Raw genomic sequence first — 25306 nt, forward strand, 5'->3', positions numbered from 1 at the left:
GCTCAGCTGAGATCCGGCCGCGCAGGGACACCTCGTGACCCGCCCCGATCGCCCATTCACGAATCTCCCTGGACGAGTTCTTCGCCGGAGCCTTACTCACGGCCGTCCTCTTCACCGCGACCATCTTCTTCACGGCCTTTTTCTCCGCAGCCGCCTTTGTCGCGATTGTCTTCTTCGCGATTGTCTTCTTCCCGGCGGTCTTCGTCCCGGCGGTCTTCGTCGCCGGAGCCGTGCGCGCCGCCGCCCTCGTCACAGGAGCCGTCGGCGCGGCGGTGTTTCTCACAGTTGTCTTCTTCGCGGCCGTCTTCTTTACCGGCGCCGTTTTTGCCTGAACCTTCTTCGTCTGAGCGTCATGGAAGGCTCGCTCGAGCTCGGCCGGAATCCGGCCGCGCAAGGACACCTCGTGACCCGCCCCGATCGCCCACTCACGAATCTCCCTGGACGACTTCTTCGCCGGAGCCTTACTCACGGCCGTCCTCTTGACCGGAACCTTCACCGCGACCACCTTCTTCACGGCCTTTTTCTCCGCAACCGCCTTTGTCGCGACTATCTTCTTCGCTGTGTTCTTCGCAGCCGTCTTCGTCGCGGCTGTCTGCTTGCCGGCCGTTTTCGTCGCGGGTGTCTTCACGGCCGTCTTCGTTGCGGCTGTCTTCGTTGCGGCCGTCTTCTTTACCGGCGCCGTTTTTGTCAAAACCTTCTTCGCCTGAGCGTCATGGAAGGCCTGCTCCACCTCGGCCGGAATCCGGCCACGCAAGGACACCTCGCGGCCCTCCCCGATCGCCCACTCACGAATCTCCCTGGACGAGTTCTTCGCCGGAGCCTTACTCACGGCCGTCCTCTTGACCGCCGCCTTCGGCGCGGCCGTCTTCGTTGCGGCCGTCTTCGTTGCGGCTGTCTTCTTCGCGGCCGTCTTCTTTACCGGCGCCGTTTTTGTCGAAACCTTCTTCGTCTGAGCGTCATGGAAGGCCTGCTCCACCTCGGCCGAGATCCGGCCACGCAAAGACACCTCGCGGCCCTCCCCGATCGCCCACTCACGAATCTCCTTGGTTGTCACTTTCGCCGAACCTTTCGAACCCTTCGGTGATACCGTCATGTGTCTCCTTCTTCGCCCGGGCAACCGTCGAACGCACACAGTAACGGCAGGCGGCTTCTCACGGTAATCAGGAAGCTCACCCGAACTGACATTTCAACGTCCCAACCCATCCCCGATCTGGGCGGGTCGACACGATCCTCGTGAAGTTCCACACTCACGACGCACCAAGATTCAGGCAGAACGAGTGCGACTCACTCTGTCAATCAAAAACGTTGGTGAGCCGCAGCGACGATAGGCAAGGTTGGGATTGCGCAACGCGGCCTTGGACCACGGCGATCTCGAACGAGGCTTCAGAGCCGGCAGTTATCCATTGGACCGCGTCGCTCTGATCCGGGGCAGCGGGTCGAACCGTATCTATCAGGGAGGCAGGCGTATCTGGTTTCCGGAACGAGGCGTGAACCACACAGCCATCCAATTGCGAGCCAGGTAATCCGGTTTCCGTTTCAGCCGTTCGGGAAGTCGGCCTGCTCCTGATCTCTCTCAAAGACCGCTTCCTGGTAGCCGTTGGTGAACAAGATCTGCGACATCTGCCCGAAGCGCAAACCCGCCCGGAGCCGAGGCCGAGTGTCGCCGGCAGTGCTCTCAGCGGGATATGTGCACCCCTGGCGATCGTCGCCGTGCCGAAGAGCATGTCGATCGCCAGTTTTGGAGATCGGTTCTCTGCATCATGTGGTGGACGCTGCCACTGGCCGGGCCGGCGGTCGGGGTTGTCGCCGGTTGGTCCTCACCAGGACAAGGTTCAGGCTCAGGCGAGCCTGAATCAGTAACCATCTACCGCGCCGGAGCCTTGCGCGCGGACAGATACTGCCTGGGCAAGGGTGGAAGAACCTTCCAAGGCCGCGTTCACCCGATCCAGATGACGACCCGATGGGTGGTAGATCACGGAATGCTGGTCGACCTGAGGTCAGACAAGCCCCCGGCGCAGCCATGCAGTCGAGGACAGTCAGTGTATGGATCGCAGCGGTACGGCTGGGGCTGTGCCTGTTGGCGATGATTTTTCGGCCGCCGCAGGGTCAGTACTTGATATGAGGACACTCGCAATCACCCAGAACATCACCCTCGACGGCTCCATCGAGATGCTCGGCGACTGGTTCGACCCCGCGGACCAGGATCCGCAGCTGCTCGAGGCCACCCGCCGGCAGTCCGAGCACGTGGACGCGATGCTGCTGGGTCGGCAGACGTTCGAGGATTTCCGCGGCTACTGGCCCCAACAGACCGACGACCAGACGGGAATCACCGACGAGCTGAACCAGATCCACAAGTACGTCGTCTCCTCGACCATGACAGACCCCCAGTGGCGGAACTCGACCGTGCTCACCGGCGACTGGAACGCCCGAGTCCGGGAACTCAAAGGGCAGCAGGGCCGCGACATCGTGGTCACAGGCAGCATCACGCTCACCCACGCCCTGATCGTCGCCGGCCTGGTCGACGAGTACCGGTTGTTCGTGTACCCCACCGTCCAGGGTCGGGGGCGCCGGCTGTTCCCCGACGGCTACGAGATGCCGAGGCTGCAGCTGGCGCAGGCCCGCGGCTTCGAAAACGGCGTCTCTCTGCTGCGCTACACCGTCTGAGAACACCACCCCGGGCCACCAACGGACGAACGGTCCCCACCCTCGACCCCCGACGGCAGAACGGGACGCGACGAGCCTCCCTTCCGCCCTTTCGTCTCGAATCATGTACGAGACACCCTCGCCGGCGAAACTAGGCCATCCGGTTCCGCCGTCGTCCGCAAATTGCTCGGGTCTTCTGCAGGAGAGCGAGCGCGGCATCGACATCAATAGTGAAAATGTCCTCGCCGTACTGAAGATCGCCTTCGCACCGCCCTTCACGTGAGCGATGCTATGTCCGGCGAGCCGACCCACTCGGCCATGGACCGCGCCGGGGAGGCCCGAGTCAGGGTCTACGGCGACACCGCGGTCTTCACTGCTCGGGTGACGAACACCGCGCACTACGAGGGAAGGCAGTTCGACGCCGACGAATGGACAACGGACGTGTTCGTGAAACGAGATGGTGGTTGGGTGTGCGTGTTGAGCCACATCACCCCAGCTGTCCAGCCGTGATCGAACACAGCCGACGGCTTTTCCGCCGGCGGCGGGATCGACGTCGTTCTGATAGTGCGGCCCTGGATCCGCCGGCCGCGGCCCGCAGGGCTGCGTGTGCACATGTACACCGAAGTCACGGTCGCGTGCCAGGCCGGTCGCACTGAACGTAACGGTCGTGCGGCCGTTCTCTTCTTCGGATTCGATGTTTGCCGAAGAACCCACCGGGACAGCGACTTCGTCGTAGGTGAAGGCATTGTCGCCGCCGTCCTCCCCAGGCGACCGGAATGCTCCTCCCTCCACACCGGGCAGCGGTACGGGCGGTGGTCGTCGTCTCGGCAGAGGTGGGGAAACGCAACCCACCCACGATCGGGAATCGACCCTGCGGTTGCCTCGTTCGTCGCTAAAGGGAAGCTACCCACGGCCACCGACACCACCAGGTGGCGCGCAGTTCTCATTGGCGAGTCAAAAGTGCAGAACCGAACCTGCCCGCACGATTGCTCAGGCAAGCTTTGAGCCCAATAACTTTGAAATCATACGTTTTCGAAGTACTGATAACGGAGGTAAGTAAACTCGACTACCCCGGAATACAGTAGGTGCCCCGAGCGCTCGCCCATCCCGCAGGTCGACAAGTTCATGCTTCATCCGGCGTGTCGCCCGCCGCTGTCGATTACCGGGGCGATGCCCGGTCCAGCGCCGTAATCTTATGTGCAGCCGCTGTTTCGAAGACCACGACCAGCTATCGATCGTGTTCTCCCGCGGAGTGGCGTCCGTTACGAGGTATAACAGGCGGGTCATCGAGTTGGACGTGAGCTGCTGCTGCGCGCGCTATCACCGAAATCGCGACGCGTAGGAGATCACTGGGCTACACCACCCCTGACAGCCGAATACACGTCGTGTTTCCCACATCGGGTATGGCGGCGAGGGCGAAAGCGAGAACCTGCCGGGGAAGCCGACCGGGTCAGCTTCGGACCGCACTGACTGCAGCGGAGAGCAAGGCCGTTCGTTCGGCTGAAGTGAGGGCCCGTTTGGATCCGTTTATACCCCACCACACCAGAACAGCTGTGGCGTAGCCGATCCCCTGGTCACCGCACCCAGATCCAGACCAACAACATCACCGGCCAATGGCTGGCTACCGCAGCCGGGCTCGGTGTCGCGGCACTCCCCCTCCATATCGGCGACCCCAACCTGACACTGGAGTGGATTCTGGCCGAAGAGGTCACGGTTGCGGAAGTACTGACTGATCGTTCCACGAGAGCTTCAACGCCTTGCGCGTGTTCGGACCACGATCGCCCTACTCCGGTCCATCGCTACCACCCACAGTGGGCTGATCACCAGGACCGGATAGCCCCAGCTCGGCGCCCGCGGAAGCAGGAGGAAACACAACGTTCACGACCTGGCGGGCTAGCCCTCGGAGCGGCGCTCGCGCCAGACGACCAGGTCAGAGCCGAAACCCGACAGCGGTTCATCAAAATGTATGAAGGCCCCACCTCTGCGTTGTTCCGTTGGCGCATGGCGGGGACGGCCGCGGGCAAGCAGGGTGACTCCCATCACAAGCTCGATCCCGTCCGCCCCGCGAAGTCGACGGGCGCGGGCACCTGATGAAGGGAATGCCATGGGTACGACTCCGAACGGGGCCCATCAGCTCAAACCCGGCCTTAAACAGCGGCACCTGACAATGCTCTCGCTCGGCGGGGTCATCGGTGCCGGCCTGTTCGTGGGGTCGAGTGCGATCATCAACCAGGCTGGCCCGCTCGCCTTTGTCACCTACGGCATCACGGGGCTGATCGTGCTGCTGGTGATGCGGATGCTCGGCGAAATGGCGGCAGCCAAACCATGTTCCGGTTCCTTTACCGACTACGCCCGAATGGCGTGGGGTGAGTGGGCAGGCTTTTCAACCGGGTGGCTGTATTGGTACTTCTGGGTCATCGTCGTCGGATTCGAGGCCGTCGTCGGCGGTCAGATGATCAACAAATGGATTCCGTCGCTGCCGGTGTGGGCTATCGCAGCTGCCCTCATGGTCATCATGACCGCGGTCAACCTGCTCTCGGTGGGCGCGTTCGGTGAGGCCGAGTACTGGTTCGCGAGCATCAAGGTGGTCGCTATCGTCGCTTTCATTGCGGTCGCCGCACTGTTCGTCTTCGGGCTCTGGCCCGGCGCGAGCATCGACTTCTCCAACCTGACCGACCATGGCGGGCTCCTCCCGAACGGGCTGGCCACCCTGTTCATCGGCGTGGTCGTGGTGATCTTCTCCATGACCGGTGTCGAGGTCGTCACCATCGCCGCCGCCGAGTCGGCGGAACCGGCCAAGGCGATCCGCAAGGCCGTCAACTCCGTCGTCTTCCGTATCCTCGCGTTCTTCGTCATCTCCACGTTCCTGATCGCGGTGATCGTGCCGTGGGATTCGGTAGTACCGGGCGAGTCCCCGTTCGTCGCCGCCCTGGACCGGATCGGAATCCCCGGCACAGCGGACCTGCTCAACCTTGTCATCCTGGTGGCGGTGCTGTCGGTCCTCAACTCCGGGCTCTACACCTCCTCCCGGCTGCTGTTCGTCATGGGCGGCCGCGGTGACGCACCGGCGTGGATGACCTCGACCAACAAGCGTGGCGTGCCGGTCAAGGGCATCCTGTCGTGCACAGTCGTCGGCTACGGATGCGTGGTCCTTGCGGCAATCTTCCCGGACACGGTGTTCCTGTTCCTGATCAACGCCTCCGGTGCGGTGTTCCTGTTCGTCTACTTCATGATCTGCATCTCCGAGCTGCGCCTGCGTCGACGGTGGGAGAAGGAGAACCCCGGCTCCCTCGAGTTCCGGATGTGGCTCTACCCGGGCCTTCCGATCCTGGTCACGGTGGCCATCGTCGCGGTACTGGTCAGCATGGGTTTCCGGGAAGCCAATCGGATCGAACTGATGCAGGGAATCGCGGTGTGGGTGGTGCTGACGATCGTCTACTTCGTCAAGAAGAAGACCCGCGCCTCCACACAGGTGGCCCCGGCCGCCCACGACAGCGGACCTGACGCATCCGGGGTGGCCACGGAGAGCATCAACTCCTGAACTTCGAGGTAGCACCTGATGAACGCCAGATGGGCTGGTCCGTGACGGATCAGCCCATCTGGTGTTCCGTTCAGTCGATCAACTCGTCGAGATCGAGTTTCGCTCGCTCGGCACCGGACAGGGCGAGCCAGAACATCGCCGAGCCTTCGGTGGAGGTCGGCTTCAAGCCGGTGAGTTGCTCGACGCGGCGCAGCCGGTAGACGAGGGTCTGCCGGTGGATCTTCAACTCGTCGGCGCTCTTCTGCCACGCGCCATCGTTCCGGAGGAACACGCGCACCGAGGTCACCAGCTCACCCTCGTTGCTCTTGTCATGAACGATGAGCGGGCCGAGGGTGGTGCGGACCAACCTCCGGGTGTCTTCCATGCTGCGGGGCAGAAACCCGACGTCGTCGATGTCTTCGCCGTAGACATTGACCGTCTGGTCTTGCTCATGAGCGCGGGCCACGGCAAGCTGTGCCTGCCGGGCCGCTTCGGCGACACTCGAATTGGCGGTCAGAGTGCTGCTGATCCCGACCGCACAGTCCGGAGCGAGCTTAGCGCTGATCGTCGCCAGCAGGTCGAGATCGCGGGGCACCACCGCGATGAGTAGCCCCGCGCGCGGCAGCAACAGCGGTGCGTATTGCTGCAGACAGACCTGCAGGTGGATGGTCTCGTGATGAAGTGGGTCGGCGGTCGGGGTGCTCCAGCAGGCGACGACCACCCCATTGGTCATGCCGCGGTGGCGCAGTTCGGGCCAGACGGCGGCGAAGGTGATGGTTTCGTCGAGAAGGCCGACGAGCAAGTCCGCCCCGGACGCACGGAGTCGGTCGCGTTGAGCGGCATCATGTTCGAGTTCGAGGGCAATCAGGCCCCCGAGGTGCTGCAGGAGCGGGCGGTCGTTGACGGGGACCCGGCCGGGACTGGCCGACAGCACGACTTCCCCTGCCCCTGGGATCGGAATTTCGACGCGGTCGGCCACGGGATCTGCGTGGCTGCTTCGCTGGTGGAGAGCCAGGCGTCCGCTGACAATGACCTCGCCGCCGGCACCGTGATCGCGGACCTCGAGAGCCCATCCGGTGGTCCCTTCGAGCGCGGAGATCCGGTCCCCGAAGGTGCCGCGTGCGTGCAGGGCCTGCCAGTACACGTCGTACAGGCGGGTGATGGTGGACAGGCGCTGTCGTTCGGATTCGACGGCACTTTCGATGACGGTGCGCGCGAGCGCGACGAATTGCAGGTCGAAACTTGCCGAGAGCACGGGGAATCCGCGACTTTCGGCGACTTCGAGCAGTGCCGGCGTGACATCCGGGGTGCCGGGGCCGCGGGCGATCACCAGGGCGCTGACCTGGCTGTCGATCAGGTGCGCCATCCACTCGGACTGCTCCGTGTCGCCGTCAGGCAGCCCGCCGCCGGTGGTCATGACGAGATCACCGTGTTCGAACCACAACCACGGATCGGGCAGGTCACAGGCATGCGCCCAGGTCACCAGCCGCGCGCCGCCGCTCTCACCGGCGAGATATCGCAGGCCGAGCGATGGGATCGCGGCCAGCTGATCGACGGAGATCATCGGCCTTCACCTCCTCATACAAAAGTACAGCCGCCAGTTATATGTCTGTGAATCCGGAGTATGTCGGGGCTCACACGCTGAGACGACACTGGACTTCGACGCACGAACGAACGAACGGCTGGAGGCTGTAAATGGTGGTCAGTAACGCCCGCGCGGAGCGCGGCGTGTCAGGTGCCGCAGACGGTACACCCCTGTGGCGCGACGACCGAGAGCACACATCCCGGCGGCCCACGCTGCCCGGCAACATCACCGCCGACGTGGCGATCGTCGGTGCCGGGTTCACCGGACTGTGGGCGGCCTACTATCTGCTGCAGGCCGACCCGACGCTGAAAGTAGTTCTGCTCGAACGGGAATACGCAGGCTTCGGCGCCTCGGGACGCAACGGTGGGTGGGCGTCCTCGATCTTCCCGGTGTCGCTCGGCCGCGTCGAACAGCTGTACTCGCATCGCGCCGCCCTGGATCTGCAGGCGGCGATGAACGACACGGTCAGCGAGATCGGCGACGTCGTCGCGGCCGAGAAGATCGACTGCGAATACTCCCGCGACGGATTCGTCTCCCTCGCCCGCAGCCAGGCGCAATGGGCGCGGGCGAAGGCGACCGTCGATGGCGCCGAGAGGTTCGGCACCCACGGGCAGTGGCAGTTGCTCGACGCCGACGCCGCGCGCGAGAAGGTCAACGCAGCCGGTGTGCTCGGCGGTATCTACACCGAGCACTGCGCCCTGCTGCACCCGGACAAGCTGGTGCGCGGTCTCGCCGGCTGGGTCGAGGAGCGCGGCGGGGTCATCTATGAGGACACCGCCGTCGACGAGATCGGCATGGGCATCGTCTGGACGCAGCACGGGTCGGTCACCGCATCCGTCGTCATCCGCGCCACCGAAGCGTTCACCCCCGAATTCCCCGAATACCGGCGCAATGTGGCGCCGCTGTACTCGCTCGTCGTCGCGACCGCCCCGCTGCCGGACGAGATCCGTCTGGAACTCGGCCTCGACGGCCGAACCGCGTTCAACGACATGAGGAACCTGCGGATCTACGCCCACCCGACCAACGATGGCCGCCTCGTCTTCGGCGGGCGCGGGGCGCCGTACCACTTCCGGTCCAAGGTCCACCCGTCGTTCGACGTCGACGAGAAGATTCACGAGAAGATCATCGACACGATGCACGAGTTCTTCCCGACACTGAAGGACGTACCGATCACCCACCGGTGGGGCGGCCCACTCGGTGTTCCGCGCGACTGGTTCCCCTCGGTTGGTTACGACCAGAACAACAAAATGGCCTGGGCCGGACCGTATGTCGGCGACGGGGTCGCCACCAGCAACCTCGCCGGCCGCATCCTGCGCAACCTCATCCTCGACAAACGCGACGACCTGAACTCACTCCCGGTGGTCAACCACCACTCCCCCAAATGGGAGGTCGAACCCTTCCGATGGTTCGGGGTCAACGCCGGACTGCGAGCCGCCGCGACCGCGGACCTCGAAGAGCGCGTCACCAACAAACCGTCCAAGGTGTCCGCGCTGCTGGAAAAGCTCACCGGCGCCCACTGACATCCCCTCGACCGATTCCTGGAGACATCGAACATGGCTTCACTGATCCACCTGCCCTCCACCGTCGTGAACGGTGAGCTGACCCCCGCCGGCCAGCGACCCGGTGCCGACAGCGGCGACCCGCAGCTGCGCACCCTGCCCGTCGACGGCGGCACCGACGCCCAGATCGGAATCTGGGAATGCCAGCCCGGCGGCTGGCCTGTCGTCGACCGACCCAACACCGAAACCTGCTTCATCATCGAAGGCAAGGCCACACTCACCGACGACGAGACCGGCATCAAGGTCGAGATCTCGGCCGGCGATTTCGTGGTCCTGCCTCCGGGATGGTCCGGACGCTGGGACGTCACCGAAACCGTCCGCAAGACATACACCATCTTCTGATGCCGATCGTGCCGCTTTCCCGACGAGACCACCAGCTTCTTCTCATTCGACAGGACCCCACTTCATGACACACAACGACAGCACCCTTCGGGCGATCCCACACTGGTTCGACAACAAGACGTTCACGGGTACGAGCGGCAGCACCGCTCCGGTGACGAATCCGGCGACCGGTGCCGTCACCGGTCAGGTCGCCCTCGCCAGCGTCGAGGACGCCCGCGCCGTCATCGACGCCGCCGCCGCCGCGTTCCCCGCCTGGCGCGACACCTCCCTCGCCAAGCGCACCCAGGTGATCTTCACATTCCGGGAACTGCTCAACGCCCGCAAGGGCGAACTCGCCGAAATCATCACCGCCGAGCACGGCAAGGTCGTCTCCGACGCCCTCGGCGAAGTCAGCCGCGGCCAGGAAGTCGTCGAATTCGCCTGCGGCATCGCCCACCTGCTCAAAGGCGGCATGACCGAAAACGCCTCCACCAACATCGACGTCTCCTCCCTCCGCCAACCCGTCGGCCCGGTCGGCATCATCTCCCCGTTCAACTTCCCCGCCATGGTCCCGATGTGGTTCTTCCCCATCGCCATCGCCGCCGGCAACACCGTCGTCCTCAAACCCAGCGAGAAGGACCCGACCGCCGCGATCTGGATGGCCGAACTCTGGGCCGAAGCCGGCCTCCCCGCCGGGGTCTTCAACGTGCTCCAGGGCGACAAGACCGCCGTCGACGAACTCCTCACCCACCCCGCCATCAAGGCGATCAGCTTCGTCGGCTCCACCCCCATCGCCCAATACGTGTACGCCACCGGCACCGCCCACGGCAAACGCGTCCAAGCATTGGGTGGGGCGAAGAACCACGCCCTCGTCCTCCCGGACGCCGACCTCGACCTCGCCGCCGACGCCATGGTCAACGCCGGCTTCGGGTCCGCCGGTGAACGCTGCATGGCCATCAGTGCCCTGGTCGCGGTCGGCGACATCGCCGACGAACTCGTCGCCAAGATCAAAGACCGCACCGACACGTTGAAGATCGGCGACGGCACCCGCGATTCCGACATGGGACCGCTGGTGACCAAGGTGCACCGCGACAAGGTCGCCTCCTACATCGACGCCGGCGAAAACGACGGGGCCACCATCGTGGTCGACGGCCGACAGGTGCAGGCGAACGGCGGCAAGGACGGATTCTGGCTCGGACCCACCCTGATCGACCACGTCACCACCGACATGTCCGTCTACACCGACGAAATCTTCGGACCCGTCCTCTCCGTCATCCGCGTCGACTCCTACGACGAGGCCCTGGAACTGGTGAACTCCAGCCAGTTCGGCAACGGCACCGCCATCTTCACCAACGACGGCGGCGCCGCCCGACGGTTCCAGAACGAGGTCGAGGTCGGCATGGTCGGCATCAACGTCCCCATCCCCGTCCCCATGGCGTACTACTCCTTCGGGGGCTGGAAGAACTCCCTCTTCGGCGACACCCACGCCCACGGCACCGAAGGCGTCCACTTCTTCACCCGCGGCAAGGTCGTCACCACCCGCTGGCTCGACCCCAGCCACGGCGGACTCAACCTCGGCTTCCCCCAGAACAACTAGCCCCTTTCCATGAGGCTTTCGTAGACGGAGAGCCCACCAATCACCTGTGCGGGGTGCGGATCTCGGACCGCACCCCGCACAGGCCCCACCCGCACGATCACCCATCACACCATCAAGGAGCACGTCATGCCTCTCGTTCACATTCACGTCATCGAGAACAGGCGTACTCCTGAGCAGCTTCGTCACCTCGCGGATGTAGTGCAGGGCGTGATGCTCGAGCACTTCGCCGCACCGGACCGAGACCGCTACCAGATCATCTCCGAGCACAAGCCGGGGCAGATCATCGCCGAGGACACGGGGTTGGGGTTCGAGCGAACCGACGACATCGTGGTCGTGCAGGTGGCTCAACAGGGCCGCAGCCAGGAGCAGAAGAAGGCCATGTATCGGGCCCTCGCCGATCACCTGCACGCCGAGACTGGTTTGGTGCCAACCGATCTGATCGTATCGGTACTCGAAAACACACGCGACGACTGGTCCTTCGGCAACGGCATCGCACAATTCGTGGAAGGACACCTCTGAGCGCCGGCCACAGCAAGTGCTGGGCGGGGCAGCCCCACCAGAACGGACATCGACATGATCGGCTACCAGACAGAGATCCTCACATTCGCCGTGACATGGGCGCCCTACGACGGTGGCGACGAGCACGTACTACCGACCTTCGGCATCAGTCTCGACGAGTACTACCGCCGGGTTCTGCACTTGCTGGACACCCCCGCGGCCCGGTCGGTCGACCCGTCCACGATCCTGCGAATTCGGCACCGGTGCATGCAGCGACTGGCGACCACGACTAGAAAGGTGCCCCAGAGCCGGTAACGACAGGAGACGCTGCGTAAACGTCTTTTTGCAGCAGTCACCCCACAAACCGGCAGCGGCCTAACGGCTCCTCACCGGCGTAGGTGGGTAGATCCTCCCCTGAAGTGCGCGACCGCAGCAAAATCGGAATCAGGTGTGATTGGAGTTCCCACTTACGCGTGATTACCGGCCCGGCAGTTCGTGGAGGTCCCAAGGCCCGCATCATTGCTCGCCATAGGTGAACACCCCCTGGACGGTGGCAGACACGTCCTGCGACGAATCGTCGCTGCCGCATCCGGCGGCGACGAGAAGGGTCAGCATGTCGCGGGGCGCAGCCGAGGGACTAATCCGTCGAAGCAACACGACGGAATCGAGCTCACTGCAATCTGGCCAGCACGGTCCGCAGACACAATCCGCTGGCAATGGGGAACGCAGCCGCCGCCAGCCAGGGAATGCCTGCACCCCAACCGGTCTCGGGGGCAGCGTCGATCAACGCCCCGAGCGCAGCCGAGCCGATGAGTACACCGATGCCGCCGAGTGACGCCATGAATCCGAAGTAGGCACCCAGTCTCCGCTCGGCGGCCAGACGGGGCACCAAATCGCGCGCCTGCGGCATCGCGATCATCTGCCCGAGCGCGAGCAGCAGCACGAACACCGCCACGGGGATCAGACCGATGACACCGCTCAGTCGAAGCGGAGCTGTTGCCGGGAGGACGAGGAACGACCCCGCCATCACTGCGAACCCGATCGGCAGGACGACGCGAGGGGAACGGTTCTGAACCCTGCGGGTGATCGGCAACTGCGCCGTCACGACGAAGATCGCCGAAAGTGCGAAGAACCAGCCCAGCACCGTTTGCGATCCCCACATCCGTTCGACTTCGAGAGGGAGCAGGAGGTACAGCTGGTTGTAGGCGACCAGTTGGGTGCTCATGGCGATCGCGAACAGCACGAACAGTTTGTTGTGCACTACGTCTGTCCATCCCCCGTGCCATGGTTCGTCGTGGTGCTCACCCGGTTCGTTCGGAAGCCATTTCAGGTGCGCGGCGATGATGACGACGAAGATGACCGCAGCGACGAGACAGGCGATGCGGAAATCGGCCAGAAGCAACACCGATCCGACCAGTGGTCCGGTGAAAGAGCCGATTTGATTGCATACCGAGAGAAGGGCGAATGTCTCCACCCGGCGCGGACCACCGTGACGCTCGCTCGTGCCGGCCTCGATGGCGACCGCGGACTCGACTGCGGGAGAGAACAATGCGGCCGCAAATCCGACCAGAACCGTCGCCAGCAGCACTCCGGTCAGGGAATCACAGACCGCCAAGCCGAGAAATCCCAGGACGCGCAGTCCGCAGCCGGCGAGGACGACGGGCTTGATACCGAACCTGTCGGCAAGGGTGCCGCCGACGAAGAACAGTCCCTGCTGTGAGAATGTGCGAACGCCGAGTACGACGCCGACCAGTGCCGCACCGAGACTCAGGTCGCTGGTCAGGTGCACCGACAAGTAGGGCAAGACCATGAAGAAGCCGACGTTGAACGTCAACTGGGTGAGGACGAGCAGCCTGACGGTGGGCGTCGCTCGATGGAGGTCGTCGAAGAACGACCACCGCCAGCGCGTCCGCCGTCCATCAGCACCCGCGGTCACGTCACCGCGATCGTCGACCCGCAGCACAACACCCCAGGGCCTCAGTGCGTGGGAACGGGAATCGGCCCCGGCTCGAACAAGATGGACAGTCGCCCTTTCGCCTGGTCGATGAGAACCTCAGCCCGGACGTTGTACACCTGGGCGATCAACTCGGCGGTCAACACCTCGGCGGGCGTTCCCCCGGCGACGACCCGCCCCTCCTTCAACACGATCACCGTGTCACAGAACATGGCGGCGAGGTTGAGGTCGTGCAGGGCGATCACACTGGTGACCGGCAGCCGGGTGACGAGTGCCAGCAATTCCAGTTGATGGTGAATGTCGAGGTGATTGGTCGGCTCGTCCAGCAGCAGTTCCCGTGGTTCCTGCGCCAGCGCACGGGCGATCTGCACCCGCTGCTTCTCCCCGCCCGACAGCCTGTGCCACAGCCGGTCCGCCTTCGACGTGAGGCCGGTGTGTGCGAGCGCGGCCGCCACCGCGGCATCGTCGGCGGTCGGGTTGCCGCCGAAGGTTCCGCGGTGCGGGATACGTCCGAGTCGCACGACGCCGCGGACCGTGATGTCGACGTCGGTGTCGGCGTGCTGGCTCACCACCGCCACGGCGCGCGCAATCTCCTTGCGCCGCACGGCGGCGAGGTCGTCCCCGTCGAGGGTCACGACACCGGCGGTGGGGCGGACGACACCGTTCAGCAGGCGCAGGAGTGAGGACTTCCCGGAGCCGTTCGGCCCGAGCAGTCCCACGGTCTCACCCTGTTCGGGTGTCACCGTGACACCGTCGACGACCAGTGCGCCGCCACGGTTCCAGGTGACGCTGTCTGCACGCAGGGTCACTGTGTTCTCCTTCGACGGGACAGGATGACGATGAACGCGGGAACACCGACCAGGGCGGTGCCGACACCCACCGGCAACGGGGTGGGCGCGAACGCGACGCGGGAGACGGCGTCCACCCACACCATGAAGACGGCGCCCATCAGCGCCGTCGTGGGGATCAGCCTGCTGTGCCGGGGCCCCACCAGGAACCGCGCCGCATGCGGGAGTACCAGCCCCACGAACCCGATCGCGCCGGCGACGCTGACCAGGGTCGCAGTGATGATCGCCGTGACCACCAGCAGTAGGAGACGGACCTTCGCGACGGAGATGCCGAGGGAGGCCGCCACATCGTCACCGAAGGAGAAGGCGTCGAGGACGTACGCAAAGTGCAGACACACCGCCGTCCCGCAGAACACGACTACCGCGCACAGCGTGACGTCGTCCCAGCGGACGCCCTCGAGTGATCCGAGCAGCCAGAACATCACGCCTCGGGTTTCGTCGGAGTCGGCGAACGCGAAGATGAAGAAGGACGTGAGCGCGGAGAACAGTTGGGTACTCGCGACTCCTGCAAGGATGATGCGGTCGTTGTTGCCACCGGACAGGCGGGCAAGGAGCAGCACCAGGCCGAACGCGACCAGGGACCCGATGAATGCGCCGCCGGACAATCCGAGCGCCGCCCCACCAACCCCGAGCACACCCACGATCACGGCACCGGTCGACGCACCCGACGAGATTCCCAGCACGAACGGGTCCGCGAGCGGGTTCCGCAGCAGCGACTGCATGATCACACCGCACAGACCGAGACCGGCGCCACAGGCGGCGGCCACCAATGCGCGGGGTAGACGTTCCTCCCACACGATCGCGTTCTTCGACAGCCGCACCGGGATGTCCGCGAGACCGAGGTGGTTGAGCAGGACGTCGCGGACGTTGACCAGTGAAACGTCCGCCGGGCCCAAGGTGACGGCGACGAGGATCGACAGTGCGAGCGCGAGGATCCCGCCGCCCACGATCAGTGACCCGACGACCCACTGTCGCCGCCGAACCGGTTCGGCAGCAGCGGTATCGGCGCGGCCGAGAGTGGTGGTCAGGACGGGACCTTCAGGTCGCGAAGGCCCGCGGCGACCTTCTCGAGGCCGTCCACGGCACGAATGGACGGGTTCATCTCCGCGCCGTGCAGTGCGATGTACCGCCGGTTGCGCACCGCGTCGAGATTCCGGGTCACGGGATCGGATTCGAGGAAGGCAATCTTGTCCGCCAGTAGGTCTCCGGGGAAGCGGTTCCGCAGGAGGTCACCGAGGACGAGGACCTCCGGGTTGCGTTCCACGACCGTTTCCCAACCGACGGCAGGCCAATCGTCGGTCAGATCCGAGAACACGTTGGTGGCCCCGACCGTGGTGGCGAGCAGGCTCGCCGAGCCCAGACCACCCGCGACGTAGGGGCTCTTGGTGTCGGCGAACCAGAACGCCATCGACACGTTCGACTTCTCGAGGCCGGCGAGCGCAGCGGCCTCGCGGCCCTGCAGTTCGTCGACCAGTTTCGTGCCCCGCTCATTCACGTCGAACACGGCCGCGATCTCACGGATTTCCTGATAGAGCGCGTCCATCGTCAGAGGTGTGGTGCGCTTGCCGCCGCCGTTGATGCTCACCCCGTTCTCGCAGTCGGTGGGCGAGAGGTACGACGCGACTCCGGTCTCCTCGAACCGGGCGCGCTCCGCTACACCACCCTGCTTGAAGTGCCGGCCGAACGACGCGGTCACGAAGTCCGGATCGGCGTCGAGGACGACCTCGTACGTCGGTGCGTTGTCCGCCAGCCTGGGGACCGATGCGTTGGCTCCGGCGAGACTCTCGCGAACCGGATCCGTCCACGACGCGGTGCCCACCATTCGGTCGGCGAGGCCGAGCGACAGCATGATCTCGGTCGAGCCCTGGTCCAGCGACACCACTCGCTGCGGCGGCGCGTCGACGGTGACCGTCTCGCCGCAGTTGTCGAGGACGAGCGGATAATTCGTACTGCCTTCCCCGGTTGCAGCGGCGCCGGTGTCGTCGACCGCCTCGGATTGTCCACACGCGACCAGCGCACTCGCCAGTACTGCGGTGACGGCCACGAGACCGATTCGGCCCACGGAAATCTTCACGCTCGTCATAACTTTCTGCTCGTCCAGGATCAATACTCCACGCGAGCGTCGATCGCGGGTGTCGATCGAAACGACAGCGATCAGCAGGTGCGCACGAGGAAGAACGTGAAAGATATCATGTAACCCTAACCTAAGTACCATCAAGGTTCGTCTGGAGGGGAAGCGATAGCGTCCGCGATCGAGCTGTCACTGACAGCCACTGTTGACTCGCAGCTTCTCGATGGCGTGGCTGCGCGGATGCTCGAGTCGCAAGCTCCGCTTGCGCCGGGACGGCGGTGATCCCCTGCCCCGCCGCCATATTCGCCAACCCCCTCCGAGTCGCCTCGAGCGCCGCACGAGAACGACGCACCGACTCCGACGGCGACAGTCACTCGAAGGCGCCCCCCGCCGTATCAGCGACTGCAGTGGTGGGCACGCAGTCGACCACCACCGGCACGGCCCAGTCAGCCCTGCATCGTTGATCTCATTGTTGTGAATGACCACGGATTCGGTACCGTTCGGTGTCGACCCGCGACCGCGTGTCATTCGGTCGGCTCTGCACATCCGAACTGAGGGAGGTTCCCGTGGCTGGTGGTCTCGTGGCCCTATTGGACGACGTCGCGGCACTCGCGAAAGCGGCTGCGGCATCCATCGACGACATCGGAGCCGCGGCAGGCAAGGCCAGCGTCAAGGCAGCGGGCGTGGTCGTCGACGACACAGCCGTCACCCCCCGCTACGTACACGGGTTCTCCCCTAATCGCGAACTGCCCATCATCCGCAAGATCGCGATCGGGTCGATCCGCAACAAACTCCTGATCATCTTGCCGGTGGCGATGATCCTGAGCGAGTTCCTGCCCCAGGCACTGCCGTACCTGCTGATCGCCGGTGGTCTGTTCCTGTGCTTCGAGGGAGCCGAGAAGGTCTACGAGGCACTCACCGGCGGTCACCACGAGGGCGAGGGCGCGACCGAAGGGCAGAGCGGACCCGAACTCGAGAAGACAATGGTCAGCGGCGCGATCCGCACCGACCTGATCCTGTCCGCCGAGATCATGGTGATCTCGCTGTCGTCGGTCGAGGACGAACCGTTCCTCACTCGGCTGTTGGTGCTCCTCGTCGTCGCCATCCTCATCACCGTCCTGGTGTACGGCGTGGTCGCGCTGATCGTGAAGATGGACGACGTGGGCCTGGTGCTTGCCCAACGCGAGTCCTCGTTCAGTCAGTGGATCGGTCGAGGGCTCGTCGCAGCGATGCCGAAGGTGATGGCGGTGCTCACCGTGGTCGGGATCGCCGCGATGCTGTGGGTCGGCGGCCACATCCTTCTGGTCAACGTCGGCGAGGCAGGATTCCACTGGCCGGCCGATCGCCTCCACGATCTCGAACACTGGTTCGGCGATCTCGTGCACGGCGGCTTCCCCGGTGCTCTGTCCTGGACTGCCGGGACCGTGGTGTCCGCACTCGTCGGGCTCGTCATCGGCGCGATCGTCGTCCTGATCGTGCACCTGATCCCGAAGCGGAAGAAAGGCGACTCCGCGCACTGACGCGGTGACCATCGCGCACGCCCACCGGCTATCGAGGCTGCAGGTTGTCCGCAATCCAACCCAGGAGCCTGGAGGCCGCCGTATCCGGCTTGAAGCCGATGTTTCCATGGCTTACGCGAAAGTGGACATGGGTTTTCACCAGTTGTCGGTCTCAACAGCGAAGACGTCCGACCCATCGCCTCGAACGGCATAAATCCCATGTGCCAGAGCCTGATCCACCGAAGCCCTGGTGCCCCCGTCAAATGTGCGCAACCCGGCGGGACGTGCGCACGCCCCGCCAGGATCCTGGAACCTCCCCACCAAGGGCAGGGGCGGCGGAAAGGCCTGGAACGGCACCATGGACCGCGAGGCACACCTTGCTTGCTGTTGCCTGTTCTGCTGCGAGATCAGATTGCGGTGTATCCCCCGTCGACGGGAATTGCGGCGGCGGTGATGTAGCTGGCGTCGGGGCCGGCGAGGAAGGCGACGACCTTCGCGACCTCGTCGGGTTCGGCTTGCCGCTTGAGCGGGTGTAGGTCGATCAAGTTTTGGAGGTAGGCGGAGCCTTCTGGGCTGATCGACATGGCAGCCTCGGACATAGCGGTACGGGTGGTTCCGAGAACTATTGCGTTGGCGCGAATTCCCTCTGCCGCGTAGGTGACCCCATCGGTCTTGGCCATCATGAGGACAGCTGCTTTCGTCGCATGGTACAGGGGAATGTCCGCGTTAGCGGCTACTCCGTACGTCGAGGAGATATTGACGATAGACCCGCCGGACTTGTGTTGAAGCATGCTTTGGATGGCGTACTTGGAGCAGAAGAAGGTGCCTTTGACGTTGACTGCGAAGACATCGTCGAAATCGTCCTCGGTTGCTTCATGGGTGGGTCTGGACGTACCGGTGATACCGGCTGCGTTCACCAAGATGTCGACTGGCCCCAGGAGGCTTTCGATCTCACCGAAGGCGGATGCGACCTCGGAGTTGTTGGTGATGTCGACGCCGAGCTGGATGGTTTTCGTCCCCTCTGCGGACACTTGCGATGCGACGTCGTCCACCGAGTCGCGGTCGAGGATTGCTACCGCCGCACCTTGGCGGGCCAACTCTCGGGAGATTTCAGTCCCAAGTCCGCCGGCTCCACCGGTGACCACCGCAACTTTGTTGTTCAGTTTCATCGTTAACCTCTTCTCGTGTCGTGACACCGAGGCGAAGATTCGCTCGGGCTTGTGTGAAGGTCCGCTCAGCGGTCGTGGGCGCCGATACCTAGCACCCGGCGGGTCGACGTTCCCAATGCGCGGCCGGCCTCTGGTGCGGCCATTGTGTCCAACTCGTCGGAGAAGACCTCGGGGCCCGCTGTCCCGACCGATCCGCGACCGTGGACCGCGTTGAGCACGCTCTCCAGATCGAGGGTTCCCTCTCCTGGCAGTTGTCGCTCGTGCAAGGTCAGTTCAATCAGGTCTGCTTCCGGCGACGCCGGGAATCCGTCCGCTAGTTGCAGGTTGACTGTGACGTCCTGCGGGATTTGAGCGAGCAGGTCCAGGTCGCATCCGCTGTGCGCGAAGTGCCAGGTATCGAGCATCAGACCGCTGTTGGGCTTTTGTGCGCGGTCGAGGATGTGCCAAGCTGCGGCCAGGTCGGGTACTCCCCAGAACGGCATGAACTCGAGATTGACGGGAATTTCTCGGACCAGCGCGGCGTCACACAGCGCACCAAATCCGCGTACGAGGGTGTCCTGCGGTATGGCGTCGTGGTCGAATACCCCCACGGCCAGGATGGATCTGAGGTCGAGCGAGTCGACGAGTTCGAGACATTCGTCGACGGAGAAGTCGAATCGTGCGATGAGATTGTCGTCTGCGCCACTGGGTATGCGGATCGGCGCCCATCCGGTGACCGTGTCGAGGTGCAGATTGATTCCGACCTCAGTTGCCAGGTGTCTGACACCCGTCGCACCGAGGCCGTCGATGGCTGCGCGAAAGGCTGCGGGTGTCAGTGCTAGCGAGTCGAATCCCGCCTCGGCAGTTGCTTCGAGTTGTTCACGATAGGTGAAGGTGCGCACACTTCCCTCCCACATGATCAACTCCGCGGGTGCAGTCATAGTCTTCTCCTCGGTCTCTGCGGGTGTTGTTGGTGTTGGGCCGGTGGGGGTTACTCCTGCGACGGCGATTCCATTCGGTCCACGCGTCGACCTGGAACGATCGCGTTTCGTCGGGCGAGGAGTGCGATTCCGAAGACAACTGCGATGATGACCAGGGCCACCCATGGGAATAGCTGCGGGCCTGCCGTGTCGAGGAGGACTCCGCCGGTGGTGCCCGCACCGAAAATCGCGAGGTTGGCGGCAACAGTCAGCATCGAATTTGCAACATCGGCATCGGGCCCGGTGGCATCCGCCAGTGCTGTTTGCAGCAATGTCGAGGCGCCGGCAAATGTTCCGCCCCAGAGGACTACGGCGGCCATGAGGACGAGTGAGTTGCCGCCTGCTATTCCGAGGGCGAGTGTTCCGGTGGCAAATGCAGTCAGGCTGGCCAACACCATCTTGCGGAGAGCCCGATCGATCACGGTTCCGGTGAGCACGATTCCCGCGAGCGAGGAGACACCGAAGATGAGGAGGACCACGTCGACGCGCAGGCCGGCGTCGACGGAGGCGAGGAACGGTGCAATGTAGGTGTACAGCATGTTGTGGGCGAAGAACCAGCCGAAGACGACGAGGAGTATCGCCGCCACTCCCGGGACCGTGAACACCCGATGCAGGGGTGTGCGGGTTTGCGGCGGCTGTCCTGGTGCGTCGGGAACGGCAACGACAATCCATGCGATCAGAACAGCGGCGAACGTTGCCAAGGTCACGAATGCCCATCGCCAGCCGAGCATTGATCCGAGGTAGGTCCCCAGCGGCGTACCGATGGAGAAGGCAATGGTGGTACCCGCCATCGCAATCGCCAGCGCTTTGCCGGTCTTGGCCGGTGGGGCGATCTTTCGGGTATAGCCGGCGAGCATGCCCCACAGCACTCCGGAGAACGCACCGGCGACGAACCGCGCGACGAGTGTGATGGCGAAGATATCGACGAAGGCAGTGATGAGGTTGGCGAGGAACATCCCCGCCACGACGGACAGGAGGATTGGCTTTCTCCGCATACCTCGCGTGAGGGTGATAGCAGGGATGGCCGCGATGACGGCGCCGAGTGCGTACGCGCTCACCATCTGCCCCGCTGCGGAATCACTGATCGAGAGGCCGGACGAGATTTGCAGGAGCAATCCCGCCGGGAGTGTCTCCGTGACGATGGCAAGCAGTGCAGTCGCGGCGAGCGGGAGAAGGGCAGCGATGGGCAGGGTATCCGCGTTTGTGGTGCTGCGCGGACTGTCGTGCCCGGCGGTTTTTGCCGGGGCGGATTGACGGGGAATGGTCATTGTTGTCCTTGGGCGGTGATGGGCGCGGTGCAATGATGTCGATTCCGGCAGTCGCCGACCCGGGGCCGTCGTGGTGAGGTCCTGCCGACTGGCACCGCGCCGAACGGCACGGGCAGTTCAATTCCGGTGACCGCGGGTGCGGTGTCGGTTGATTGTTGCCATACATGGGTGGACCAGCGCATGGGATGCGGGATCACGGGATTCGCGTCGTTTGAGGAGCGAGTCATGCTGCTGCCCGCACTGCGTGCCGAGTTCGGCGCTCAATCTGCGCGGTCGGGTTGACGATTCCGGGTTTGCCGCGCTTATCGGGCAATCACCCGTCATGTGGCAGCTGGAACGAGGGAGAAGTCGACGCTGAGGGTGTGGTCGACTGCGGGTTCCCGGAGGGCGGCGTGCGGGTCGTTCTGCAGTTCCCGGGATGGCCGCCGACCTCCGGGGACACGCGGGTGCCGAGGTGGTGCGGTGCCATGTCCGTGTATGACCGCTCGATTCACGAGCGACCCAGCACTTCGCCATTACCAGGGTCGTGGTCGATCAGCTCGTGGGGTAGGCCGCCGCTGTAGCGATCGGCACTGTGTCCCAGTGGAAGGGCTGGATCTCCAGGATGCGCCCGTCACGAGTCGTGATCATCTGCAAGAGTGGCCAGGTGATGTCCGTTCCGGTGCGTTTGGCGCGTGCGACCACTGTCGATCGAACGAAGATGTGGTTCGCTCCGGACGGGTAGAAGGCGGGATTCTCGACGGCGAGGGACGCCCAGGTATCCCCGAACGCCTCCATCCACCGTTCGAAGCCATCGTGTCCGTGCCATTCGCCGGCGTAGGGCAATGATTGCGGCTGGTGCATAACGCATTCAGGATCCAGTGTGCTGGCGATTTCGCTGAAGTCCTCACCGCCGGTGGCGAGATACTTCTCTTCCGCGGCATAGAATTTCAGCAACACCTGCGTAGGATCGCTGCTGTTGTCCATTGGTGTTTCTCCTTCCGTGAGAGCGGTCTGCGAGCTGTGAAGATCGGCTCTCAGCCACTGTGGCCGTGGATCATCAGGTCTGCGAGGTCGTCGGGCTTGATGAACGAGGGTGGTGGTGGCGGTCCCCATCGATAGAGTCCGCGAGCTCCTTCGAGTTCTTCGGGTGTCCAGAGCGCGTCTTCCGGGATGAAGTCCATGTCGCTGTGGTATTCGGCGAAGTTGCCGGCGGGATCCTTGAAGTACCAGAAGAAGTTGGACCCGGCGTAGTGCCTACCGAGACCCCAGACGTGGCGCTCGGGATGCCCGTCGAGCATGTCCATAGCTCCCCGCCCGATCGCGTCGACGTCGTCGACCTGCCAGCTGCTGTGGTGCATGAACGCAATCGGGGCGCGTTGGATCAAGATGTTGTGGTGATCGGTCGAGCACCGTAGGAACACACCTTCGCCCTTGACGATGTCGCTGATCTTGAAGCCCAGTGCGTCGACGAAGAACTGGTGCGAGGCATCGAAGTTCGGGGTACCGAGGACGATGTGTCCGAGCCGGCGGGGCTTGGCCCGGGTTTCGAGGACGGCCCCGTCGGCGCGGGCGTTGACTCGATCGATCCGGCCGGGGGCGTTGACCGCGGGGGCGGTAAACCGCTCTTGCTCGAGGCGGGGGGAAATCAACAGGTCGATTCCGGTTCCGGTCGCGGGTTCGACGGTGCTCACCCGGCCGCCGGTGCGCGCGGAGGCCAACCCCAGCGAGGTGAGGTTCCGTTGGGCGCGGGAGAGATCGTCGGCATCGTCGACGGCGAACGTCGCGGTGACCAGCCGGCGGGTCGGTGCCGCGACCAGCGAGAGCTGGATGGACCCGTCTTGCGTGGCGAACAGGTGCCCGCCGACGTGGGCGAGACCGAAGTCCTCGTAGAAGGCCGTGGCCGAGTCTAGGTCCGGCACGCCCAGGACGATGGAGTCGAGTCGGTGAAGCGCCATGATCAGCCTCGCTGGGTGACCAGTTCGGCACTGCTGAGCGCGGTTGCGGACTCGGCGGGAGCGACGAACCTCTGGTTCAGCTCGCCGATACCGGTGATGAAGCTGCGCAGCACGTCACCGGCGCCGAGGTAGCGGGGTGGGGTACGACCTGCACCGACACCGGCCGGGGTGCCGGTGAAGATGACGTCGCCCGGGTAGAGCTCGACGGTGCGCGAGAGGCTCTCGATCAGCACCGGGACCGGGAAGATCAGCTGCGAGGTCCGTCCTGTCTGCACCGTCTCGCCGTTGATGTCGGCGCCGAGCTCGAGGTCGTCGCGATCGTCGAGTTCGTCGACCGTCACCAGCGTGGGGCCGACCGGGGAGAAGCCGGCATGCGACTTGGCCAGACTGAACTGCGGGGCAGGGCCGGAATGCTGCCGCACCCTCTCGGACAGGTCCTGGCCGACCGTGACGCCGGCGACGTGATCCCATGCCTGGGCCACGGGAATGTTGCGGCCACCGCGGCCGAGCACCACTACCAGCTCGACTTCCCAGTCGACCGCTCCTTCGGGCAATTCGACCGTGGTGACCGGGCCGGTGATCGACGAGACGAACTTGGTGAAGATCACCGGGTTCTCCGGGCGTTCGAAGCCCGATTCGTCGGCGTGCTCGTCGTAGTTCAGACCGACCGCGAAGACCTGCCGCGGCCGCGGGACCGGTGCACCGACCACTCCCTGCTGATCCTTCAGCGGAGCGTCAGTGGGCAGGGAGGAACTCCATCCCACGAACTCATCCCACCGGTCGTAGACCGCCTGCGGGTCCGCGTCGAAGCGCCCACCACTGGCATCAGACACGTCGATCACCTTGTCCCCCAACGCAATCTGCAATCGACCTGCAAGGTTCATCAAGCGCACGAGCTACTCCTCATCACTATTGGAATTCGAGACGGCAGCGGCACCGCCTGTAACGACAATCACACCGGTGGAGTGAAAAGTCAAATAGTTTTCGAAAACTCTGCGATCTTTCGCGATCGTGTAGGATCTTGCAGGTACCCAACCCCGAGGTGACAAGGAACCGGTGAGAGCGCGATGACCACTCAGCTGCCCATCGAGGCCCCGAGTCGGACGGCCCGCGTGTACGAAGCGGTCCGCGCGGACATCCTTGCGGGGCGTCTCGCCCCCGGTTCACGGCTAGGGTTTGCCGGACTGGTGGAGACGTACAAGTGCAGCATCGGCGTCATCCGAGAGGCGCTGCAACGGCTCGCCGAGCAGGGACTGGTCACCTCAGCGCCCAAACTGGGCTTTCGCGTAGTGGAGATCTCCGAGAAAGACCTGGTCGACTTAACCGATGCACGCTGCGAAATCGAGGTCCTCGCACTCAAGTACGCCATCGCAGGGGGCGATCTGGGATGGGAGGGCCGGGTCGTCGCCGCACACCACCGCCTCGAGCGCACCCCCCAGTACGACCCCGCCGACCCCGCTCGGTTCTCCGACGACTGGGTTCTCGCACACGGCGAGTACCACCAGGCGTTGCTCGACGGCTGCACCAACAACCGGATCCTGGCAACCGCAACTATGCTCCGCGATTCGGCCGAACTCTACCGGCGCTGGTCCGCGCCATTGCACGATCGGGATCGAGACATCGCCGGCGAGCATCGCGCCATCCTCGACGCCGCCGTGGGTCGCGACTCCGGTCGAGCGTGTGAGCTGCTGTGCACCCACATCCGGCGCACCACCGATGCCCTCCTGACCCCTCCGAGCAGCTAGACACCCAACCGAACCGGGTGCCGCCGCCGGCACAAAGCGCAGCAGCGCACTGGTGCGTTCGGAATTCGTCGACCCTCGGTAGACCGATTCATTCGAATGAACCGCCCCTGGCCGAACACTGCGCCCTGAGCCC

Annotated in this window: 23 protein-coding genes and 1 pseudogene; 11 read left to right on the top strand and 13 right to left on the bottom strand. The window is 64.5% G+C overall.

Annotated elements, in window-relative coordinates:
- Window positions 1–1093, bottom strand: a 1093-nt coding sequence (locus QM693_RS22505) for an Lsr2 family DNA-binding protein (protein ID WP_283353473.1), incomplete at its 3' end; no start/stop codon positions are given.
- Between the two features lie 1025 nt (window positions 1094–2118).
- Between QM693_RS22505 and QM693_RS22510 the strand changes: the two genes are divergently transcribed.
- The 3 genes from QM693_RS22510 (at window position 2119) to QM693_RS22520 (ending at window position 3153) form a co-directional block, all read left to right on the top strand.
- Window positions 2119–2664 carry a dihydrofolate reductase family protein gene (locus QM693_RS22510; protein WP_283353474.1) on the top strand — a complete coding sequence of 182 codons (546 nt, stop codon included), beginning with the start codon at window positions 2119–2121 and terminating at the stop codon, window positions 2662–2664.
- A gap of 103 nt (window positions 2665–2767) precedes the next feature.
- Window positions 2768–2926, top strand: coding sequence for a hypothetical protein (locus tag QM693_RS22515; RefSeq protein WP_283353475.1), 159 nt, complete (start codon window positions 2768–2770; stop codon window positions 2924–2926).
- Window positions 2923–3153 carry a nuclear transport factor 2 family protein gene (locus tag QM693_RS22520; protein WP_283353476.1) on the top strand — a complete coding sequence of 77 codons (231 nt, stop codon included), beginning with the start codon at window positions 2923–2925 and terminating at the stop codon, window positions 3151–3153. The genes QM693_RS22515 and QM693_RS22520 overlap by 4 nt, the downstream gene beginning before the upstream one ends.
- 27 nt (window positions 3154–3180) lie before the next feature.
- Here the strand turns inward: QM693_RS22520 and QM693_RS22525 are convergent.
- Window positions 3181–3481, bottom strand: a pseudogene (locus tag QM693_RS22525) (superoxide dismutase family protein); the annotation flags it as partial.
- A 1266-nt stretch (window positions 3482–4747) separates the two neighbouring features.
- Between QM693_RS22525 and QM693_RS22530 the strand changes: the two are divergent.
- On the top strand, window positions 4748–6184 hold the full coding sequence (locus QM693_RS22530) for an amino acid permease (RefSeq protein WP_283353477.1): 1437 nt from the start codon (window positions 4748–4750) through the stop codon (window positions 6182–6184).
- Between the two features lie 70 nt (window positions 6185–6254).
- Here the strand turns inward: QM693_RS22530 and QM693_RS22535 are convergent, their stop codons facing one another.
- Complete coding sequence (locus QM693_RS22535) at window positions 6255–7727, bottom strand: PucR family transcriptional regulator (protein ID WP_283353478.1); 1473 nt, start codon at window positions 7725–7727, stop codon at window positions 6255–6257.
- 164 nt (window positions 7728–7891) lie between these two features.
- On the opposite strand from QM693_RS22535, the gene QM693_RS22540 reads away from it, so the two are divergent.
- The 5 genes from QM693_RS22540 to QM693_RS22560 all read left to right on the top strand — a co-directional run bounded on the left by QM693_RS22540 (window position 7892) and on the right by QM693_RS22560 (window position 12038).
- Window positions 7892–9268, top strand: a complete 1377-nt coding sequence (locus QM693_RS22540) for an NAD(P)/FAD-dependent oxidoreductase (RefSeq protein ID WP_283353479.1) — start codon at window positions 7892–7894, stop codon at window positions 9266–9268.
- Between the two features lie 33 nt (window positions 9269–9301).
- Window positions 9302–9649: a cupin domain-containing protein gene (locus QM693_RS22545; RefSeq protein ID WP_280782272.1), complete on the top strand. Its 348-nt coding sequence runs from the start codon at window positions 9302–9304 to the stop codon at window positions 9647–9649.
- 64 nt (window positions 9650–9713) lie between these two features.
- A complete protein-coding gene (locus QM693_RS22550; protein WP_283353480.1) occupies window positions 9714–11225 on the top strand; it encodes a CoA-acylating methylmalonate-semialdehyde dehydrogenase in 1512 nt (503 codons plus the stop codon).
- A 126-nt stretch (window positions 11226–11351) separates the two neighbouring features.
- On the top strand, window positions 11352–11744 hold the full coding sequence (locus tag QM693_RS22555; protein ID WP_280782274.1) for a tautomerase family protein: 393 nt from the start codon (window positions 11352–11354) through the stop codon (window positions 11742–11744).
- 54 nt (window positions 11745–11798) lie between these two features.
- Window positions 11799–12038: a DUF3263 domain-containing protein gene (locus tag QM693_RS22560; protein WP_283353481.1), complete on the top strand. Its 240-nt coding sequence runs from the start codon at window positions 11799–11801 to the stop codon at window positions 12036–12038.
- A gap of 355 nt (window positions 12039–12393) precedes the next feature.
- On the opposite strand, the gene QM693_RS22565 is transcribed toward QM693_RS22560, so the two are convergent.
- The 4 genes from QM693_RS22565 to QM693_RS22580 form a co-directional block, all read right to left on the bottom strand.
- Window positions 12394–13659 (bottom strand): MDR family MFS transporter, encoded by a 1266-nt coding sequence (locus tag QM693_RS22565; RefSeq protein ID WP_283353482.1) that lies wholly within the window; start codon window positions 13657–13659, stop codon window positions 12394–12396.
- A gap of 41 nt (window positions 13660–13700) precedes the next feature.
- Window positions 13701–14486: an ABC transporter ATP-binding protein gene (locus QM693_RS22570; protein WP_283353483.1), complete on the bottom strand. Its 786-nt coding sequence runs from the start codon at window positions 14484–14486 to the stop codon at window positions 13701–13703.
- Complete coding sequence (locus QM693_RS22575; protein WP_349307514.1) at window positions 14483–15472, bottom strand: FecCD family ABC transporter permease; 990 nt, start codon at window positions 15470–15472, stop codon at window positions 14483–14485. The genes QM693_RS22570 and QM693_RS22575 overlap by 4 nt, the downstream gene beginning before the upstream one ends.
- Before the next feature lie 77 nt (window positions 15473–15549).
- Window positions 15550–16608: an ABC transporter substrate-binding protein gene (locus QM693_RS22580; RefSeq protein ID WP_283353484.1), complete on the bottom strand. Its 1059-nt coding sequence runs from the start codon at window positions 16606–16608 to the stop codon at window positions 15550–15552.
- A gap of 554 nt (window positions 16609–17162) precedes the next feature.
- Between QM693_RS22580 and QM693_RS22585 the strand changes: the two genes are divergently transcribed.
- Complete coding sequence (locus QM693_RS22585) at window positions 17163–18116, top strand: DUF808 domain-containing protein (RefSeq protein ID WP_283353485.1); 954 nt, start codon at window positions 17163–17165, stop codon at window positions 18114–18116.
- 386 nt (window positions 18117–18502) lie between these two features.
- Here the strand turns inward: QM693_RS22585 and QM693_RS22590 are convergent, their stop codons facing one another.
- From QM693_RS22590 to QM693_RS22615, 6 genes are all read right to left on the bottom strand, one after another.
- Entirely contained in the window at window positions 18503–19264 is a 762-nt protein-coding gene (locus tag QM693_RS22590; RefSeq protein ID WP_283353486.1) for an SDR family NAD(P)-dependent oxidoreductase, read from the bottom strand.
- A gap of 65 nt (window positions 19265–19329) precedes the next feature.
- A complete protein-coding gene (locus tag QM693_RS22595; protein ID WP_283353487.1) occupies window positions 19330–20184 on the bottom strand; it encodes a sugar phosphate isomerase/epimerase family protein in 855 nt (284 codons plus the stop codon).
- A 50-nt stretch (window positions 20185–20234) separates the two neighbouring features.
- The gene (locus QM693_RS22600) at window positions 20235–21491 is read right to left on the bottom strand and encodes an MFS transporter (RefSeq protein ID WP_283353488.1); all 1257 of its coding nucleotides are present in this window, start codon (window positions 21489–21491) and stop codon (window positions 20235–20237) included.
- Window positions 21492–22025: 534 nt separating this feature from the next.
- A complete protein-coding gene (locus QM693_RS22605) occupies window positions 22026–22457 on the bottom strand; it encodes a nuclear transport factor 2 family protein (RefSeq protein WP_283331681.1) in 432 nt (143 codons plus the stop codon).
- A gap of 50 nt (window positions 22458–22507) precedes the next feature.
- The gene (locus tag QM693_RS22610; RefSeq protein WP_283353489.1) at window positions 22508–23428 is read right to left on the bottom strand and encodes a VOC family protein; all 921 of its coding nucleotides are present in this window, start codon (window positions 23426–23428) and stop codon (window positions 22508–22510) included.
- A gap of 2 nt (window positions 23429–23430) precedes the next feature.
- The gene (locus QM693_RS22615; RefSeq protein WP_283353490.1) at window positions 23431–24321 is read right to left on the bottom strand and encodes a fumarylacetoacetate hydrolase family protein; all 891 of its coding nucleotides are present in this window, start codon (window positions 24319–24321) and stop codon (window positions 23431–23433) included.
- Window positions 24322–24495: 174 nt separating this feature from the next.
- Between QM693_RS22615 and QM693_RS22620 the strand changes: the two genes are divergently transcribed.
- Window positions 24496–25173 (top strand): GntR family transcriptional regulator, encoded by a 678-nt coding sequence (locus QM693_RS22620; protein WP_283331687.1) that lies wholly within the window; start codon window positions 24496–24498, stop codon window positions 25171–25173.
- The last annotated feature ends 133 nt before the right edge of the window (window positions 25174–25306 follow it).

This window comes from Rhodococcus sp. IEGM 1305 (assembly GCF_030058635.1).
Lineage (GTDB): Bacteria > Actinomycetota > Actinomycetes > Mycobacteriales > Mycobacteriaceae > Rhodococcus_F > Rhodococcus_F opacus_D.

Bases quoted from the DNA above. Each gene is read 5' to 3' on its own strand.
- QM693_RS22510 (WP_283353474.1), top strand. From the start codon at position 2,119: ATGAGGACACTCGCAATCACCCAGAACATCACCCTCGACGGCTCCATC.
- QM693_RS22515 (WP_283353475.1), top strand. From the start codon at position 2,768: ATGTACGAGACACCCTCGCCGGCGAAACTAGGCCATCCGGTTCCGCCG.
- QM693_RS22530 (WP_283353477.1), top strand. From the start codon at position 4,748: ATGGGTACGACTCCGAACGGGGCCCATCAGCTCAAACCCGGCCTTAAA.
- QM693_RS22535 (WP_283353478.1), bottom strand. From the start codon at position 7,727: ATGATCTCCGTCGATCAGCTGGCCGCGATCCCATCGCTCGGCCTGCGA.
- QM693_RS22545 (WP_280782272.1), top strand. From the start codon at position 9,302: ATGGCTTCACTGATCCACCTGCCCTCCACCGTCGTGAACGGTGAGCTG.
- QM693_RS22550 (WP_283353480.1), top strand. From the start codon at position 9,714: ATGACACACAACGACAGCACCCTTCGGGCGATCCCACACTGGTTCGAC.
- QM693_RS22555 (WP_280782274.1), top strand. From the start codon at position 11,352: ATGCCTCTCGTTCACATTCACGTCATCGAGAACAGGCGTACTCCTGAG.
- QM693_RS22560 (WP_283353481.1), top strand. From the start codon at position 11,799: ATGATCGGCTACCAGACAGAGATCCTCACATTCGCCGTGACATGGGCG.
- QM693_RS22580 (WP_283353484.1), bottom strand. From the start codon at position 16,608: ATGACGAGCGTGAAGATTTCCGTGGGCCGAATCGGTCTCGTGGCCGTC.
- QM693_RS22590 (WP_283353486.1), bottom strand. From the start codon at position 19,264: ATGAAACTGAACAACAAAGTTGCGGTGGTCACCGGTGGAGCCGGCGGA.
- QM693_RS22595 (WP_283353487.1), bottom strand. From the start codon at position 20,184: ATGACTGCACCCGCGGAGTTGATCATGTGGGAGGGAAGTGTGCGCACC.
- QM693_RS22600 (WP_283353488.1), bottom strand. From the start codon at position 21,491: ATGACCATTCCCCGTCAATCCGCCCCGGCAAAAACCGCCGGGCACGAC.
- QM693_RS22605 (WP_283331681.1), bottom strand. From the start codon at position 22,457: ATGGACAACAGCAGCGATCCTACGCAGGTGTTGCTGAAATTCTATGCC.
- QM693_RS22610 (WP_283353489.1), bottom strand. From the start codon at position 23,428: ATGGCGCTTCACCGACTCGACTCCATCGTCCTGGGCGTGCCGGACCTA.
- QM693_RS22620 (WP_283331687.1), top strand. From the start codon at position 24,496: ATGACCACTCAGCTGCCCATCGAGGCCCCGAGTCGGACGGCCCGCGTG.